The sequence below is a fragment of the Phreatobacter cathodiphilus genome, from assembly GCF_003008515.1.
GTDB lineage: Bacteria > Pseudomonadota > Alphaproteobacteria > Rhizobiales > Phreatobacteraceae > Phreatobacter > Phreatobacter cathodiphilus.
Map to the genome: position 1 here is coordinate 1,328,430 of NZ_CP027668.1, position 15,103 is coordinate 1,343,532.

Below are 15,103 nucleotides of genomic sequence, written 5' to 3' on the forward strand. Positions count from 1 at the left end.
ATCGTCAACCCGCCATCCACCAAAGTGCTGGGGACGACTGGCCGCGACTGCATTTTGGGCTTTGCCGAAGCCGGGCGGGTGTTATCCTTTCAGTCGAGAATCAGGGTGGGGCGGGATCGAGGCCACGATCCCGATAGCGCGGCGGTGAGAGTGATGACGTCGGACGGTTCCGATGCAGACGGCCTCGGCGGCAAGAGCGGGCTGGCATTGCGGGCGGACGTATCCTCCGCTCCGGAAGCCGCGCCCACCGACCTGGTCGAGATTTCCGGCGCCATCAAATGGTTCGATGTCGCCAAGGGCTACGGCTTCATCGTTCCCGACGGCGGCGGATCGGACGTGCTGCTGCACGTGACCACGCTGCGCCGGGACGGCTTCCAGACCGCGCTCGAGGGCGCCCGCATCGTCGTCGAGGCGACGGCCAGGGCCCGTGGCCTCCAGGCCTTCCGTGTCCTGTCCATGGACGATTCGACGGCCATCCATCCGGCGCAGATGCCGCCGGCCCGCACCCATGTCGCCGTCGTGCCGACCAGCGGGCTGGAACGGGCCGAGGTCAAGTGGTTCAACCGCCTGCGCGGTTTCGGCTTCCTGTCGCGCGGTCCCGGCACGCCGGACATCTTCGTGCACATGGAGACCCTGCGCCGCTACGGCATGACCGAGCTGCGCCCGGGCCAGTGGGTGCTGGTCCGCTTCGGCGACGGCTCGAAGGGCCTGATGGCGGCCGAGGTCCGGCCCGACGGAGCGCCCTTTCCAGCCTCCCACTGACGGGCTAGAACAGCGGCCATGATGATCGATCGCCGCCGTCTCCTCGCCGCTGCCCTCGTCCTGCCCGCAGCACCCGCCCTGGCGCGCGGCGATACCGGCCGCCTGACCATCGTCACCCGCGCCGGCGTCAGCCATCCCTTCGTCCTAGAGATCGCCAATACGCCCGAGACCCGCTCGCGCGGCCTGATGTTCCGCCGTGAACTGCCCGACGGTCGCGGCATGCTCTTCGACTTCGGCCCCCGCGAGACCGAGGTCACCATGTGGATGAAGAACACCTACATTCCGCTCGACATGGTCTTCATCCGCGCCAACGGCCTCATCAACCACATCGCCGAGAACACCACGCCCCTGTCGGAGGCAACGATCTCGTCGAACGGTCCGGTGAAGGGCGTGCTCGAGGTCATCGGCGGCACGGCGCGTCGCCTCGGCATCGCCGCCGGCGACCGGGTCGAGCATCCCTTCTTCCGCGGCTGAGCGGCCACCGGCCATCCTGCTTGCCGCTGCCCGTCGCCTCGGCTATTGCCAAGCTGACGGGGCGTAGCGCAGCCTGGTAGCGCGAGAGTTTTGGGTACTCTAGGTCGCTGGTTCGAATCCAGTCGCCCCGACCAGATCCGGAGGAACAACGTGGTCGCCCGCATCTACAAGCCCGCCAGGACCGCCACCCAGTCGGGTCTCGCCAAGACCGACCATTGGCGTCTCGAATTCGAGCCGGAGGCCCCGCGCACGGTGGAGCCGCTGATGGGCTATACGAGCTCGACCGACATGGCCCAGCAGGTGCGCCTCTCCTTCGACACGCGCGAGGAGGCGATCGCCTATGCGGAGAAGAACGGCATCGCCTATCAGGTCTTCGAGGCCGAGGCCCCGAAGCGCCGCCTCGCCGCCTATTCCGACAATTTCAAGTTCAACCGGGTCGGCGCCTGGACCCATTGAGGGCGAGGGCGGCGGCCGGGTTCCGGTCCCGTAGCTCAGCAGGATAGAGCATCTGCCTTCTAAGCAGAATGTCGCAGGTTCGAGCCCTGCCGGGATCGCCAAGATCTGCTTTGCCACGTCCTGCCGGGTCGAGCCGAAAGTCTATTCGGCCACCGAAGTGGCACACAGCCCTCCGTTGCGTTGACCCGTCACCCGCCCGCGGCACGGCCAGGTAGCGCTGTCTCACGGCTGCAGCGTACCGCTTGGAACCGCAGCCCCTAATCGCCTGTTGCTCACCCAGCAACGGGGAGACGAGCCATGAGCAAGACGCGGGATCTGACCGGCACGGACGACAAGACCCTCGACGATCAGGCGCACTGGGACGTCGCGCGCCGCGGCCAGAAGCCGGCCGGAGGCGCTTCACAGGCGACCGACCAGCCGGCCGGCGTCCCCGACCGCACGCGCAAGCCCGACGAGGCCCAGCCGCGCGACGTCGACGAGGGCGACGGCCGCAGCGGCAACTAGCCTGCGGCCGACGTCTTTCAGCGCGCCTGATACTGGGCGTCGGTGACCGGCTCCATCCAGTCGACATGCTTGCCGTCGAGCGCCTCGTGAATGGCGATATGGGTCATGGCGGTTCCCGGCGCGGCGCCGTGCCAGTGCTTCTCGCCCGGCGGGATCCACACGGTGTCGCCGGCCCTGATCTCCTGGATCGGGCCGCCGAGCGTCTGGGCGAGGCCGGCGCCCTCGATCACGTAGAGCGTCTGCCCCAGCGGGTGGGTGTGCCAGTTTGTGCGGGCGCCCGGGTCGAAGCGGACGACCGCGGCGCGCACGCGGGCCGGCGCCTCGGCCTCCACGATGGGATCCTGCCAGACGCTGCCGGTGAACCAGTCGGCGGGAGGGCGGCGGGACTCGATCGAGCCGCAGCGGCGGATGTCCATGGTGTCTCCTCGAATGGTGTTGTCGTGGGCACCGCCGCGTGCGGGGCGGGGCGGGCGCGGCAGTAAAGACGCAAGTGCCGGCCCTGTCGAGCGAGCGGCTCAGCCGGCGAAACCTCCCTCCGCCAGGAAGGCGCGCTCCTCCTCCGCCGTCTCCCGCCCCATGAGGGCGTTGCGGTGGGGAAACCGTCCGAACCGCGCGACGACGTCGAGGTGGCCGACGGCGTGGTCGAGATAGGGGGCGCCGATGCGCCGGTTGAGCGCCACGGCGCGCTCCTGGTCGGCCAGAACCTCGGAATGGGAATAGGGCAGGTAGAGGAAGACACGCAGCGCCGGGTCGATGCGCCCGTCGTCGCCGCGCGTATCGGCGCGGCGGGCGAAGGAGAGGGCGAGCGGGTCGGTCGCATACATGTGGCCGGTGCCGCGGAAGCAGTTGCGGGGGAACTGGTCGAGCAGGATCATCAGCGCCAGCATGCCGTCGGCGCTCTCCGTCCATCTGTCGAGATCGCGTCGCGCCGCGGCGAAATGGTCGTCGAGAAACGCGTCCCGGAACCGCGCGTCGAAGGCGGCGTCCTTGGTGAACCAGGCGTCGGGGCCCGCTTCGCGCCAGAAGGCGATGACGTCGGCGGGCGTTGTCGGGGAAGCCATGGGCGCTCCTCAGGCGGTGGACGGGCGACGAGGGTATCACCGGCACGGGACCAGCCACGCCGGCAGCGCACTGGTCCGGGCGCCGGACCTCGTTCTAACGTGGCGGCCGAATACCGCTCGCGCCAGTCCAACGGGTGTATTGCATGCCGGTTCCCGCATCCCGCCCCTTCACGGTCGACGGCGCCCAGTACGCGAACTGGTCGCGCAAGATCTTCGAGGAGATGCGGGCCGGCGGCGTCGGCGCCGTCCATGCCACCGTCGGCTATCACGAGAATTTCCGCGAGACGGTCGATCTCCTCGTCGCGTGGAACCGCCGGTTCGCCGAACATGGCGATCTCATCGCCCGGGCGCGGTCTGTCGCCGAGATCGAGGCGGCGCGCGCCTCCGGCCGCACGGCCATCCTCTTCGGCATGCAGAACCCGTCCGCGATCGAGGCCGATCTCGGCCTTCTCGAAGTGCTGCGCGACTGCGGCCTCACCTTCCTCCAGCTTACCTACAACAACCAGTCGCTGCTCGGCGCCGGCTGGCAGGAATTCGAGGACGGCGGCATCACCCGCATGGGGCGGGAGGTGATCACCGAGATGAACCGCCTCGGCATGGTCATCGACATGTCCCATGCCGGCGAGCGCACGACGGTCGAGGCCATCGAGCGCTCGGCCCGCCCCGTCACCGTCTCCCATGCCAATCCACGCTGGTGGCGCGACACGCCGCGCAACGTCTCCGACCGCATCATCGACGCGCTCGAGGCCCATGACGGGCTTCTCGGCCTGTCGCTCTATCCCCATCACATGGCCGGCGGGTCCGCCTGCACGCTCGCCGATTTCGCGGTCATGGCGGCGCGGCTCGCCGAGCAGATCGGACCCGAGCGCATCGGCATCGGCTCCGACCTCTGCCAGGACAGGCCGGATTCGGCCATCGCCTGGATGCGTGACGGGCGCTGGACCTTCGAGACGGCGGCCAATCCGAACGGACCGCCGGTCTTCCCGGCGCAGCCCGCGTGGTTTCGCTCGAATGCCGATTTTCCCGGCATCGCCGCCGGGCTTCGTGCCGCAGGTTTCGCCCCGGACGAGGTCGACGGCATCATGGGTGAGAACTGGATGCGTTTTCTCAGGCGGACCCTCGGGACCGTGTGAGCTTGGCCCGAACCGTGCTTGGACGCGGCTGCGCCCAGGCGCGGCGGCGGACAAGGGTCCGGTAGGCCGCGAAAGGGTGAGGATTGCAGATGCCGCGCATGACCGTCGATGCCATCGAGACCCTCGCCGCCGCGGCGCTTCGCCGGCATGGTGCGAGCGAGGCGCAGGCGAGGGCGCTGGCCGCCGGTCTCGCGGGCGCGGAGCGCGACGGCATCCGCTCGCACGGCCTCATGTACCTGCCGGTCTATTGCGAGCACCTGACCTGCGGCAAGGTCGTCGGCGGCGCCGAGCCCGTGTTCTCGCGCCCGGCGCCGGCGAGCCTCGTCGTCGATGCCGGCTCCGGTTTCGCCCATGCCGCCATCGACCTCGGCCTGCCGGCGCTCCTCGACACGGCGCGCAGCCAGGGCATCGCCAGCCTCGCCATCCGCAACTCCTACAATTGCGGCATCCTCGCCTATCACACCGAGCGCATCGCCGAAGCGGGCCTCGTCGGCCTCGGCTTCACCAATGCCCCGGCCTCCATCGCGCCCTGGGGCGGCCGCAGGGCGGTGCTGGGCACCAATCCCTGGTCGCTCGCCGTGCCGGACGGGAAGGGCGGCGCGCGCTTCGTCATCGACCAGAGCGCCAGCGTCATCGCCAAGAGCGAGGTGATCAAGCGTTCCAAGTCCGGCGAGGCCATCCCCGAGGGCTGGGCGCTCGACGCCGAGGGCAAGCCGACCACCGATGCCGCCGCGGGCCTCAAGGGCACGATGGTGCCGTCTGGCGGCTACAAGGGCGTCGGCGCGGCTCTTCTCGTCGAGGTCTTCGCCGCCTGCCTCGCCGGCGCGACGCCCGGCATCCAGGCGAGCCCCTTCTCCGGTCCCGCCGGCGGCCCGCCTAAGACGGGCCAGTTCTTCATCGCGCTCGCCCCCGACATCTCCTCCGGCGGCGCCTTCGCCGACCGCCTCGCCGTGGTGGTGGAGGCGCTCGGCGCCGAGACCGGCGGCCGGCTGCCCGGCGGCCGGCGCGCGGCAGCCAGGGCGCGCATCGCGTCCGAGGGTGTCGAGGTGGATGAGACGACCGAGGCCATGCTGCTGCGGCTCGCAGGGCAGGGCGCATGACCGCGGCGCTGCGTTCGCCCGACGAGGTGATGAGGCTGGACCGGCTCGGCGCCGCCCATGCCACCCGCCTCAGTTTCCTTCGCGCCCTGTTGCGGCGGGTGGAGGCCGAGGGCTGGACCTATTCCCGCACCGCGTGGGAGATCGACCCGGAGGGCTTCGGCCATGCGGTGCTCACCGTGGCTTCGCCCCGCAGCACCTATTCCCTCGTCGCCTTCTCCACTCCGCTCGCCGACGAGATGCGCACGGACCGGGTCATCGCCGAGGCCTGGGACACGAGCTATGTGCTCTATGACGGCGTGCCGGCTGCCGCCGAGATCGAGCGACTGCGCGCCAATGCACCACGGCAGGAGGCCGGCCGCTTCACCGAACGCGACCTGGTCCTCGCCCGCGCCAACAAGAGCGTGCGGCTCTTCGCCCATGTCGCCGACAGCCTCGCGGGGGGGCGCCAGCCCGATGCCGCGCTGCTGGCCGGCGTCGGCTATCTGATGCGCACCACCGCAGTTTACGGCAACGGCAAGTTCGGCATCGCCGACCGCGACCACATCGCCGGCCGGCCGGAACTCGCCGGCCCCTTCCGCGCCGAGATGCTGGCGGTCTGGCTCATCCGCTCCTTCACCCTCGATCTCGTCGAGCATGTCGCCGCGGCCCGCGGCGGAGCCTCGGCGGTCCGCCTCGATCCCGATTTGCGCCGCAGTCTCGGGGTCGGCAATTCCACCGGCCTCGGCATGGCGCCCTTCCTCGTCCGCCACCCCCTCCTGGTCCACCGCTGGTTCAACGCGCGCGAGACGGCGCTGGCGCGGGTGCGCGCGCTGCCCGCCGCCTCGCAGACACAGCAGGCGGTCTTCCGTGCGGCGCTGACGGCGATGCGCTCCACCGTCGCCCGGTGGCACACCGAGGATCCCGTCCAGGCGCCGCGCGTCGCCGGGCTCGCGGCCGATCTGGACGCGCTGGCTGAGGCGGCCGGTCCGCTCCTCGTCGGGCCGGCACCCTGGGACGCGCTCTATCGCCATGCCGAGGCGTGCCTCTCGCTCGAGGCGCAGGAGGCGGTCGTCGCCCTCGTCCTCGAACCCAACGGCGCCGTCGTCGACGATCTCGCCGACGCCATGGGCGCCGACGAGGACGCCGTTTTCCGCATCGACGGCCGGATGAGCGTTGCGGACCTTCGCGCCCGGCTCGGCGAGGCCTATGCCTGGGTTCGCCGCTTCGACTTTGCCGATCCCGCGAACGATGCCCGCTTCTGGTACGTCTCGGAGGAAAAGCTGGAGCCGAGACTGGGCGAGCGCCGGGCGGAGGAGGGCGCCGAGCGCGAGCAGCCCCTCGCCGTGGCGCGGGATATGAGCCGGCTCATCGATACCCTTGCGGCCGCCCCTGCGGAGGAGAGCCTCGCCGCCTTCCTCATGCGCCGGCCGGACGTCCGCCACCTGGTGCGGCGGGCGCAGATCGCCGTCGCCCACCCCTATGCCGAGGTGCGCGACAATCTCGTGGCGGCCGGCATGCGCCCCGTCGATCTCCTGCGCGCCAAGCTCGCCTTCTTCGGCGCCAGCCGCTTCGATCCGCGCTCCGACCGCTGGCTGCGCATCGCGCTCTTCGCCGATGCGCCCTTTCCGGAGGAGATCTGCCGCCTCGCGGCGGAGCGCATGGCGTCGTGAGGATCCCGTCGTGAGCCTTTCGTCGGTCGATCTCTCGCTCAACGAGGTGGAGACCCTCGCCGCCAAGGCGGCGCGGGGGGCGGGGCTCTCCTGGGGCGGCGCGGAGGAGGTCGGCCGTGCCGCCCGCACTCTCGCGCGCGCCGGTGCCGACTGGACGGCCCTCGTGCTGGCGCTGGACGGGCCGGCCTATGCGGAGCCGGCCGCCGAGACATCGGCTCTGGCGCGGGTCGAGGCGGCGCTGGCGGCGGTGGACGGGTCGCAGATGCGCACCCGCTCCGCCGTGGCCGCCGAGACGGTCGCCGCGCTCGAGGCGCTGGCGGCGATGACCTATGTGCCGGCCTCGGCGCGCTCGCGCGTGTCGGGGGCCGGGGCAGGGCTGACCGACAATGACTGATCCGGAGAATACCGCAGGTGTTTTCGCGTTGCGTCAGTGACCGTTGCAGATAGGCTGTTCTTTCAAACCCGCACGTAGGGGAATGCGCATGGCAGGCAAGGCATCGGCCCAGGTGATCGCGATGCGCGGCGCCGGCTACTATTCCTCCAATACGGTCGGGGCCAAGGCCGTCATCGACAAGGCCGGCGATCTCGTGGTCGAGGCGCTCGGGTCCATGGCCCTGGAGGCGGCCGAGACCACCTTCTCGGTTTGTGACTACGGCGCGGCGGACGGCGGAACCTCGCTCGACATGATGCGGCGGCTGGTCGACACCGTCAGGCAGCGGGCGCCCGGCCGCGCCATCCAGATCACCTATACGGACCTGCCGCACAACGACTTCTCGGCTCTGTTCCGGCTGACCCAGGGTCTGCTCGGCGATCAGGCGAAACCGCCCATTGCCGACACGCCGAACCTCTATATCCTCGGCTCGGGGACGAGCTTTTATCGGCAGATCGTGCCGGACGGGACGCTCAATCTCGGCTTTTCCGCTACCGCCATGCATTGGCTCAGCAAGCGCCCGGGGCTGATCGCGGACCACGTCCAGGCGGTGGGCGCGACGCCGGAGGAGCAGGCCCTGTTCCGCCGGCAGGCCATGGCCGACTGGGACACGATCCTGCTCGCGCGGGCGAGGGAACTCGCCCCCGGCGGCAAGCTGGTGCTCGCCAATTTCTGCGCCGACGAGCAGGGCCGCTATCTCGGTCATACCGGCGGCGTCAACATGTTCGACGAATTCGCCCGCCACTGGCGCGATCTGTGGAAGGCGGGCCGCATCACCGAGGCCGAATATCGCGGCGCCACCTTCCAGCAGTTCTACAAGACCCCGGACGAGTTCGCCGCGCCCTTCCGCGACCCGGCCTCCGCCGTCGCGAAGGCCGGCCTCGTTCTCGATCACATCTCCACCACGGTGACCGCCTGTCCCTATGCGGCGGATTTCGCCCGCCACGGCGACGCCGCGGCCTTCGCCCGGGCCTATGTGCCGACGCTGCGCTCCTGGTCGGAGACGGTCTTCGCCGGGGCCCTCGACGCACACCGCACCGCCCATGAGCGGGCCGCCATCGTCGACGCCTTCTACGGCGCCTACGAGGCGGAGGTCGCCGCCAATCCCGCCGGTCACGCCATGGATTACGTCCACTGCGTCACCGTCATCAGCAAGAAGGCCGGCACCTGACGCATCGCACGACCAGTCTTTGGGGGAACGTCGAGGAAGGCACACAAAGTGCCACCGACGCCGAACACACGGGAGACCAGCATGAAGAGACGTCACTTTCTGGCGGGAACGGCGGGAGCCGCCGCCGCGGCCGTCGCCGCCCCCGCGCTCGCCCAGACTCCCTCCGTGCGCTGGCGCATGGTGACGAGCTGGCCGAAGAGCCTCGACACCATCCACGGCTCGGCCCTCGCCATGGCCGAGCGCATCGGCCAGATCACCGAGGGCAAGTTCCAGATCCAGGTCTTCGCCGCCGGCGAGATCGTGCCCGCCCTCGGCGTCTTCGACGCGACGGCCAATTCCACCGTCGAGTGCTCCCACACGCTCTCCAGCTATTTCTTCGGGCGCAACCCGGCCATCGGCTTCGACGGCGGCATGCCCTTCGGCCTCAACACCCGCCAGCAGCAGGCCTGGATGGTGGCGGGCGGCGGCAAGGAGCTGATGCGCGACGTCTTCGCCAAGTTCGGCCTCGTCAACGTGCCCTGCGGCAACGTCGGCGTGCAGATGGGCGGCTGGTTCCGCAAGGAGATCAACACGCTGGAGGACCTCAAGGGCCTGAAGTTCCGCATTGGCGGCGTCGGCGGCACCGTGCTGTCCAAGCTCGGCGTCGTACCCCAGCAGATCGCCGCCGGCGACATCTACACGGCGCTGGAACGCGGCACGATCGACGCGGCCGAGTGGATCGGCCCCTACGACGACGAGAAGCTCGGCTTCGCCAAGGTGGCGCGCTTCTACTACACGCCCGGCTTCTGGGAGGGGTCGGCGCAGATCACCTCCTTCGTCAATCAGGCGAAATGGGCCGAGCTGCCGCCCGCCTTCAAGGCCGCTTTCGAGGCGGCGGCCAGCGAGCAGTGCGTGCAGATGATGGCGAACTACGACGCCAAGAACCCGGACGCGCTGCGCCGGCTCGTGGCCGCCGGCGCCCAGCTCCGCGCGTTCCCCAAGCCCGTTCTCGACGCCTGCCTGAGGGCGACGGTGGAGACGCTGGACGATTTCGCGGCGAAGAGCCCGGAATTCAAGACGGTCTACGACAGCTGGAAGAAGTTCACCGACGATTCGAACCTCTGGTTCCGCATCGCCGAGAACACCCTCGACCAGTTCCGCTTCGCGGCGCCCGGCTGGGTGAAGAGCTGAGCCCGGCGGGTTGGCCGCGCCGATGTCGGCATCCCTGGCGGCGCAGCCCCGTGCTGCGCTGCACAGGAATCTGCGGCGTATACGCAGAAGTCCGTATGCCGCGGGATGGAAGCTCCCCCCTAGAGTGACGGCAGAAGCGGTTCATGTTCGTCAGAGCCGCCAGAGGAGAACGACGATGTCGCAACCGTCCACCCTGCGCGGCCTCATGGCCGGCGCGGCCCTTGCCGCCGGCCTGGCACTCGCCGGTCCGGCCTTCGCCCAGACCAAGGTCGCCATCGGCATTTCCGGCTGGACCGGCTTCGCGCCGCTCACCCTGGCCAAGGAAGCCGGCATCTTCGCCCGCAACGGCCTCGACGTGACGATCCGCAAGATCCCGCAGGCGAGCCGGCACCTCGCCATCGCCTCCGGCGACATCCAGTGCGCCGCCACCACGGTGGAGACCTGGATCTCGTGGAACGCCAGCGGCATCGCCACGACGCAGATCTTCCAGCTCGACAAGAGCTACGGCGCCGACGGCATGGTGGTGCGCAACGGCATCAACTCGATCCGCGACCTGCGCGGCAAGACGGTGGCGGCCTCGGCGCCCGGCACCTCGCCCTATTTCGCGCTCGCTTGGTTCCTCAAGGAGAACGGCATGTCGGTGCGCGACGTCACCGTCGTGAACATGGAGCCGGGCCCGGCGGCCCAGGCCTTCGTCGCCGGCCAGAACGACGCCGCCATGACCTACGAGCCCTACCTGTCCTCGGTGCGCGCCGCGCCGCAGTCCGGCAAGATCATCGCCACCACCCTCGACTATCCCATGGTGATGGACACCTTCGGCTGCACGCCGGCATTCCTCCAGGCCAACGAAGCCGCCGCCCGGGCGCTCGCCAAGAGCTATTTCGAGGCGCTGGAGATGATCAAGACCAACCAGGCCGAGGCCTACCGGATCATGGGAGCCGACGTGCGCCAGACCGCCGAGCAGTTCGGCAATTCGGCGCAGTACCTGCGCTGGCAGGACCGCGAGGCCAACAAGACCTTCTTCGCCGGCGAATGGCGCCGCTTCACCGAGAAGGCGGCGGACCTGCTGCTGGAGATCGGCGTCATCCGGCAGAAGCCGAACTTCGACACCATGGTCGACACGCGCTTCATCCAGTAAGCGCGGACCAGTGCGGTGGTCGTGCGCGAAGGCCGCGACCGCCTAAGTCGTCATGCCCGGGCTTGGCCCGGGCATCCACGAATTTCTCTCATCGGCAGTGTTCAAGTCGTGGATGGCCGGGACGAGCCCGGCCATGACGCGTTGGAGGTCGCATTGGCGACTACAGTCAACCTTGAGAAGCTGAAGGCCGTGGTTTGCCGCCTCATCGATGAGTTCGCCGTCACTGCGAACACCACGGAGGTGGCGTTGCCGGAAAGCGACTTCTATTGGCAACTCGATCCGGCACAGAAGCGGGACATGGCAACTCGGCCTGTTGCAACTGAAGTGGGCCGCCTGCGGGATGATTGGGAGCTGACGCATCATCTGGCTGACGGACCTGAGCAAGTGAGCGCCTACTCCCTGACCGAGGTCGCGGAGCTTCTCATGTACTTTGGCGAGGTCGCCGCGACCTTGCCCTATCGTCCCCGCGAACAGGACACGCCATGAAACCCCTCGAGCCCGTATCGGCGACGGCGCGCGTCGTCCTCGGCATCGCCTTCTTCGTGATCTTCTTCGCCGCCTGGGCCGCCATCACCTTCGGCGGCCTGGTGCCGCGCATCTTCCTCGCCGACCCCGTGACCATGGTGCGTGAGGGCTGGAACCTCATCACCAACCACGGCTTCCTCGTCGACATCGGCGTCACCGTCTGGCGCGTCGTCGGCGGCTTCGTCCTGGCGGCGCTCATCGCAGTGCCGCTGGGGCTCGCCATGGGCGCCTACAAGCCGGTGGAGGCCTTCTTCGAGCCCTTCGTCTCCTTTGCCCGCTACCTGCCGGCCTCGGCCTTCATCCCGCTCTTCATCCTCTGGGCTGGCGTCGGCGAGAAGCAGAAGCTGCTCGTCATCTTCGTCGGCTCGGTGTTCCAGATCGTGCTGATGGTGGCGGTGGCGGTCGGCTCGATTCGCCGCGACCTCGTCGAGGCGGCGCTGACCCTCGGCGCCCGCGACGCCGGCATCGTCGGCCGCGTCATGGTGCCCTATGCGGCCCCGCAGATCGCCGAGATCCTGCGCCTCGTCCTCGGATGGGCCTGGACCTACGTCATCGTCGCCGAACTCATCGGCTCGTCCTCGGGCATCGGCCACATGATCATCGAGAGCCAGGCGCTGCTCGCCACGGGCCAGATGATCTTCGGCATCATCATCATCGGCGTCATCGGCCTCATCTCCGACTTCTTGTTCAAGGCGGTCAACCAGAAGCTGTTTCCCTGGAGCACGATATGAGTGGCGTCGTCGTCAGGGGCGTCTCGCGCACCTTCCCGGCCGTGCGCGGCGGCGAGCCCGTCCAGGCGCTGGCACCGGTCGACCTGACGGTGGGCGAGGGCGACTTCGTCGCCATCCTCGGACCTTCCGGGTGTGGCAAGTCCACGCTCCTGCGCATCGTCGCCGGCCTCGACCGGCCGACCACCGGCACCGTCACGCTCGACGGCAAGCCCGTCACGGGCCCCGGCGCCGACCGCGGCATGGTCTTCCAGAGCTACACGCTGTTTCCGTGGCTGACCGTCGCGGAGAACATCGCGTTCGGCCCGCGCGAGCGCGGCGTACCCCCGGCGGAAAGGCGCGCCGTCGCCGAGAAACTGATGGCGCAGGTGGGCCTCACCCAGTTCGCCAATCATTACCCAAAACAGCTCTCCGGCGGCATGCAGCAGCGCGCGGCGCTGGCCCGGGCGCTCGCCAACGATCCCAAGGTGCTGCTGCTGGACGAGCCCTTCGGCGCCCTCGACCACCAGACCCGCTCCCTGATGCAGGAACTGCTGCTCTCCATCTGGGAGCAGCACCGCAAGACCGTGCTCTTCGTCACCCACGACATCGAGGAGGCCGTGTTCATGGCCAACCGGGTGCTGGTGATGAGCGCGAGGCCCGGCCGGTTCAAGAGCGAGGTCCAGGTGCCCTTTGCCCATCCGCGGTCCTACAAGCTCAAGACCACGCCCGATTTCGGCCGGCTCGAGGAACAGCTCACCGAGGATATCCGCGGCGAGACGATCATCGCGGTGCAGGCGGGGTTCTGAGGCGTCAGTCCGTCAGCCGCTTCAGGGCGGCGAGGTCGGTCGCGAGGTCGTGGAAGTCGCGCGGCTGCCGGCCGTGCGGCGCCTCGACCTCGGAGAAGTCCAGCGTGGCGAAGACCATGCCGGCCTGGGGCGAGGCATGGCCGATGGCCATGTGCCAGTCGGGAAAGAGGCGCCGCTCGGCGGCGATGTGCTCGACCACCTGCAGGGAATGGTGCCGCGGATCACCCTCGATCTCCGCGTAGAGCTGCTCGATGCTCGCCGCCGGTCCCTCGATGACCTGGGCGAACCAGGCGCGGGCGCAGATCAGAAAGCCGGTGACGCCGATATCGCCGTTGCGCGGCACCGCCACCTGTTCGATCGCGGTGAAGGCGGGGTTGAACCCGTCGGCGTCGCAGGGGAGGTCGTGGCGGCTGAAATAGGTCAGGCGCATGAGGTCGGTGGTGTCGCTCATGCGCGGGTCGCGGGTGTCGGTCGTCCTGTCCATCGCGCATCATGCTCATAGTCGGACGCAAGCCAAGTGTCTTTTGACAGGTGCGGCCTGCATTTTTGCGCGCGGCGTGGCCGGGCGGGGCGGCGCCCGGCCTGTCGTGGAGCTTACGCCTCCTTGAAGCCGTAATCGGGAATGCCCTGCTCGTTGCCGTAATATTTGAACGGCAGGAACTTGCCGGACATGGTGATCTTCACCCGGTCGCCCTTCGGGTTCGGCTCGCGCTCGAACTCCATGTTGAAGTCGATGGCCGACATGATGCCGTCGCCGAACTCCTCCTCGATGATCGCCTTCCAGGCGGGACCGTTGACCAGCACGAGCTCGTAGAAGCGGTAGATCAGCGGGTCGGTCGGCGGCATGGAGGTGCCGGTGCCGCGCATCGGCACCTCGTTCAGCATGGCCTCCTCGGCGCTCGTGAGGCCGAACAGGGCCGCCGCCTTCTTGGCCAGCGGCTTCACCAGCTTGTGCTGGCCGAGCAGCGCGCCGATGACCAGGACCGGCGACATGCCGCCGATCTCGTCGGTGATGTGCTTCCAGGTCCAGCCCTTCTCGCGCTTGATGTCGAGGATCTTTTCCGTGAGCTCTTCGCGGATCATCGTCCGTCTCCTTGGGGATTGTTCTGGGGGTTGAGGGTCAGACCGCGCGGACCAGCGGCGGAACGCCGCCGGGAGCGCCGGGCGTGACGAGGGGCGGTGCCCGGCGGTTCCACACCTTGCCGGGCTGTGCGAGTTCGGCCGCGAAGCTCTTCGACCGCGCCACGAGGAAATCGATGATGTGGTTGCGCACGGGATAGTAGGCGGGGTGCTTGTGCACCTCGTTGCGCGAACGGTCAGCCGGCAAAGGATTGACGACGATCTCCGCGACGCGCGCATCGGGGCCGTTGGTCATCAGCACGATCTTGTCGGCCAGGTAAATGGCCTCGTCGACGTCGTGGGTGATCATGAAGACGGTCTGGCCCGTGGTGCGGCAGATGCCACGGACCTCGTCCTGCAGCGTGCCGCGGGTCAGCGCGTCGAGGGCCGAGAAGGGCTCGTCCATCAGCATGATCTTCGGCTCGATGGAGAGCGCGCGGGCGATGCCGACGCGCTGCTTCATGCCGCCGGAGAGCTGGGCCGGCTTCTTCCCCTCGGCGCCCGACAGGCCGACCGTGGCGATGGCCTTGCGCGCGTGATCCTCCACCTTCGCCTTCGGCCAATCGCGCCATTTCGACGAGACGGCGTAGGCGACGTTGCCGAGGACCGTGCGCCAGGGCAGCAGCCCGTGGCTCTGGAAGATCACGGCGCGGTCGAGGCTCGGCCCCTCGATGGCCTTGCCGTCGATGATGACGGCCCCTTCGCTCGGCTCGTCGAGGCCGGCCAGGATGTTCAGCACCGTCGTCTTGCCGCAGCCGGAATGGCCGATGACGCAGACGAATTCGCCGCGCTCCATCGCGAACCACAGATCCTCGAAGATGGTGGTCCTGCCGCCCTCGGGGGCGGGGAAGCGGCGGGCAATGCCCTCGATGGAGATGTAGGAACCGGCCACGCG

General features: G+C 69.1%; 19 protein-coding genes and 2 tRNA genes. 16 read left to right on the plus strand and 5 right to left on the minus strand.

Features of this window, described 5'->3' with window-relative positions; translation table 11 throughout:
* Window positions 1-153 precede the first annotated feature (153 nt).
* From C6569_RS06480 to C6569_RS06505, 6 genes are all read left to right on the plus strand, one after another.
* The gene (locus C6569_RS06480) at window positions 154-762 is read left to right on the plus strand and encodes a cold-shock protein (protein ID WP_106748074.1); all 609 of its coding nucleotides are present in this window, start codon (window positions 154-156) and stop codon (window positions 760-762) included.
* Window positions 763-780: 18 nt separating this feature from the next.
* The gene (locus tag C6569_RS06485; protein ID WP_106748075.1) at window positions 781-1,236 is read left to right on the plus strand and encodes a DUF192 domain-containing protein; all 456 of its coding nucleotides are present in this window, start codon (window positions 781-783) and stop codon (window positions 1,234-1,236) included.
* A 57-nt stretch (window positions 1,237-1,293) separates the two neighbouring features.
* Window positions 1,294-1,370 (plus strand) — tRNA-Pro (locus C6569_RS06490).
* Between the two features lie 16 nt (window positions 1,371-1,386).
* The gene (locus C6569_RS06495; RefSeq protein ID WP_181313935.1) at window positions 1,387-1,692 is read left to right on the plus strand and encodes an ETC complex I subunit; all 306 of its coding nucleotides are present in this window, start codon (window positions 1,387-1,389) and stop codon (window positions 1,690-1,692) included.
* A 24-nt stretch (window positions 1,693-1,716) separates the two neighbouring features.
* Window positions 1,717-1,793: transfer RNA gene (locus C6569_RS06500), tRNA-Arg, on the plus strand.
* A 196-nt stretch (window positions 1,794-1,989) separates the two neighbouring features.
* Window positions 1,990-2,196 carry a hypothetical protein gene (locus C6569_RS06505; protein WP_106748077.1) on the plus strand — a complete coding sequence of 69 codons (207 nt, stop codon included), beginning with the start codon at window positions 1,990-1,992 and terminating at the stop codon, window positions 2,194-2,196.
* A gap of 17 nt (window positions 2,197-2,213) precedes the next feature.
* On the opposite strand, the gene C6569_RS06510 is transcribed toward C6569_RS06505, so the two are convergent.
* Both C6569_RS06510 and C6569_RS06515 read right to left on the minus strand, forming a co-directional pair.
* The gene (locus C6569_RS06510) at window positions 2,214-2,612 is read right to left on the minus strand and encodes a (R)-mandelonitrile lyase (RefSeq protein WP_106748078.1); all 399 of its coding nucleotides are present in this window, start codon (window positions 2,610-2,612) and stop codon (window positions 2,214-2,216) included.
* Between the two features lie 99 nt (window positions 2,613-2,711).
* Window positions 2,712-3,257, minus strand: coding sequence for a DUF924 family protein (locus C6569_RS06515; protein ID WP_106748079.1), 546 nt, complete (start codon window positions 3,255-3,257; stop codon window positions 2,712-2,714).
* 143 nt (window positions 3,258-3,400) lie between these two features.
* On the opposite strand from C6569_RS06515, the gene C6569_RS06520 reads away from it, so the two are divergent.
* The 10 genes from C6569_RS06520 to C6569_RS06565 all read left to right on the plus strand — a co-directional run bounded on the left by C6569_RS06520 (window position 3,401) and on the right by C6569_RS06565 (window position 13,089).
* Entirely contained in the window at window positions 3,401-4,390 is a 990-nt protein-coding gene (locus C6569_RS06520) for a membrane dipeptidase (RefSeq protein WP_106748080.1), read from the plus strand.
* Window positions 4,391-4,488: 98 nt separating this feature from the next.
* Window positions 4,489-5,490 (plus strand): Ldh family oxidoreductase, encoded by a 1,002-nt coding sequence (locus C6569_RS06525; protein WP_245898256.1) that lies wholly within the window; start codon window positions 4,489-4,491, stop codon window positions 5,488-5,490.
* Entirely contained in the window at window positions 5,487-7,139 is a 1,653-nt protein-coding gene (locus C6569_RS06530) for a hypothetical protein (RefSeq protein WP_106748082.1), read from the plus strand. The genes C6569_RS06525 and C6569_RS06530 overlap by 4 nt, the downstream gene beginning before the upstream one ends.
* Before the next feature lie 10 nt (window positions 7,140-7,149).
* Window positions 7,150-7,533 (plus strand): DUF3726 domain-containing protein, encoded by a 384-nt coding sequence (locus tag C6569_RS06535; protein ID WP_215905796.1) that lies wholly within the window; start codon window positions 7,150-7,152, stop codon window positions 7,531-7,533.
* Window positions 7,534-7,621: 88 nt separating this feature from the next.
* On the plus strand, window positions 7,622-8,740 hold the full coding sequence (locus C6569_RS06540; RefSeq protein ID WP_245898257.1) for a class I SAM-dependent methyltransferase: 1,119 nt from the start codon (window positions 7,622-7,624) through the stop codon (window positions 8,738-8,740).
* Between the two features lie 81 nt (window positions 8,741-8,821).
* Window positions 8,822-9,910 (plus strand): TRAP transporter substrate-binding protein, encoded by a 1,089-nt coding sequence (locus C6569_RS06545; RefSeq protein WP_106748085.1) that lies wholly within the window; start codon window positions 8,822-8,824, stop codon window positions 9,908-9,910.
* Between the two features lie 175 nt (window positions 9,911-10,085).
* Complete coding sequence (locus C6569_RS06550; protein ID WP_425440701.1) at window positions 10,086-11,048, plus strand: ABC transporter substrate-binding protein; 963 nt, start codon at window positions 10,086-10,088, stop codon at window positions 11,046-11,048.
* Window positions 11,049-11,063: 15 nt separating this feature from the next.
* The gene (locus tag C6569_RS06555) at window positions 11,064-11,534 is read left to right on the plus strand and encodes a hypothetical protein (protein ID WP_146144748.1); all 471 of its coding nucleotides are present in this window, start codon (window positions 11,064-11,066) and stop codon (window positions 11,532-11,534) included.
* A complete protein-coding gene (locus tag C6569_RS06560) occupies window positions 11,531-12,304 on the plus strand; it encodes an ABC transporter permease (protein ID WP_106748087.1) in 774 nt (257 codons plus the stop codon). Before C6569_RS06555 ends, C6569_RS06560 begins: the two co-directional genes overlap by 4 nt.
* A complete protein-coding gene (locus C6569_RS06565) occupies window positions 12,301-13,089 on the plus strand; it encodes an ABC transporter ATP-binding protein (protein WP_106748088.1) in 789 nt (262 codons plus the stop codon). Before C6569_RS06560 ends, C6569_RS06565 begins: the two co-directional genes overlap by 4 nt.
* A gap of 4 nt (window positions 13,090-13,093) precedes the next feature.
* On the opposite strand, the gene C6569_RS06570 is transcribed toward C6569_RS06565, so the two are convergent.
* The 3 genes from C6569_RS06570 to C6569_RS06580 all read right to left on the minus strand — a co-directional run bounded on the left by C6569_RS06570 (window position 13,094) and on the right by C6569_RS06580 (window position 15,100).
* Window positions 13,094-13,573 carry a BLUF domain-containing protein gene (locus C6569_RS06570; protein ID WP_106748089.1) on the minus strand — a complete coding sequence of 160 codons (480 nt, stop codon included), beginning with the start codon at window positions 13,571-13,573 and terminating at the stop codon, window positions 13,094-13,096.
* A 110-nt stretch (window positions 13,574-13,683) separates the two neighbouring features.
* Window positions 13,684-14,172 carry a cyanase gene (gene cynS / locus C6569_RS06575; protein ID WP_106748090.1) on the minus strand — a complete coding sequence of 163 codons (489 nt, stop codon included), beginning with the start codon at window positions 14,170-14,172 and terminating at the stop codon, window positions 13,684-13,686.
* Between the two features lie 37 nt (window positions 14,173-14,209).
* Window positions 14,210-15,100, minus strand: a complete 891-nt coding sequence (locus C6569_RS06580; protein ID WP_106748091.1) for an ABC transporter ATP-binding protein — start codon at window positions 15,098-15,100, stop codon at window positions 14,210-14,212.
* Between the last annotated feature and the right edge of the window lie 3 nt (window positions 15,101-15,103).

What these genes read in the sequence shown, in the direction of transcription:
- C6569_RS06510 (WP_106748078.1), bottom strand. Translation starts at nt 2,612, where the DNA reads ATGGACATCCGCCGCTGCGGCTCGATCGAGTCCCGCCGCCCTCCCGCC.
- C6569_RS06545 (WP_106748085.1), top strand. Translation starts at nt 8,822, where the DNA reads ATGAAGAGACGTCACTTTCTGGCGGGAACGGCGGGAGCCGCCGCCGCG.
- C6569_RS06570 (WP_106748089.1), bottom strand. Translation starts at nt 13,573, where the DNA reads ATGGACAGGACGACCGACACCCGCGACCCGCGCATGAGCGACACCACC.
- C6569_RS06480 (WP_106748074.1), top strand. Translation starts at nt 154, where the DNA reads ATGACGTCGGACGGTTCCGATGCAGACGGCCTCGGCGGCAAGAGCGGG.
- C6569_RS06540 (WP_245898257.1), top strand. Translation starts at nt 7,622, where the DNA reads ATGGCAGGCAAGGCATCGGCCCAGGTGATCGCGATGCGCGGCGCCGGC.
- C6569_RS06530 (WP_106748082.1), top strand. Translation starts at nt 5,487, where the DNA reads ATGACCGCGGCGCTGCGTTCGCCCGACGAGGTGATGAGGCTGGACCGG.
- C6569_RS06550 (WP_425440701.1), top strand. Translation starts at nt 10,086, where the DNA reads ATGTCGCAACCGTCCACCCTGCGCGGCCTCATGGCCGGCGCGGCCCTT.
- C6569_RS06520 (WP_106748080.1), top strand. Translation starts at nt 3,401, where the DNA reads ATGCCGGTTCCCGCATCCCGCCCCTTCACGGTCGACGGCGCCCAGTAC.
- C6569_RS06515 (WP_106748079.1), bottom strand. Translation starts at nt 3,257, where the DNA reads ATGGCTTCCCCGACAACGCCCGCCGACGTCATCGCCTTCTGGCGCGAA.
- C6569_RS06525 (WP_245898256.1), top strand. Translation starts at nt 4,489, where the DNA reads ATGACCGTCGATGCCATCGAGACCCTCGCCGCCGCGGCGCTTCGCCGG.
- C6569_RS06485 (WP_106748075.1), top strand. Translation starts at nt 781, where the DNA reads ATGATGATCGATCGCCGCCGTCTCCTCGCCGCTGCCCTCGTCCTGCCC.
- C6569_RS06565 (WP_106748088.1), top strand. Translation starts at nt 12,301, where the DNA reads ATGAGTGGCGTCGTCGTCAGGGGCGTCTCGCGCACCTTCCCGGCCGTG.
- cynS (WP_106748090.1), bottom strand. Translation starts at nt 14,172, where the DNA reads ATGATCCGCGAAGAGCTCACGGAAAAGATCCTCGACATCAAGCGCGAG.
- C6569_RS06505 (WP_106748077.1), top strand. Translation starts at nt 1,990, where the DNA reads ATGAGCAAGACGCGGGATCTGACCGGCACGGACGACAAGACCCTCGAC.
- C6569_RS06560 (WP_106748087.1), top strand. Translation starts at nt 11,531, where the DNA reads ATGAAACCCCTCGAGCCCGTATCGGCGACGGCGCGCGTCGTCCTCGGC.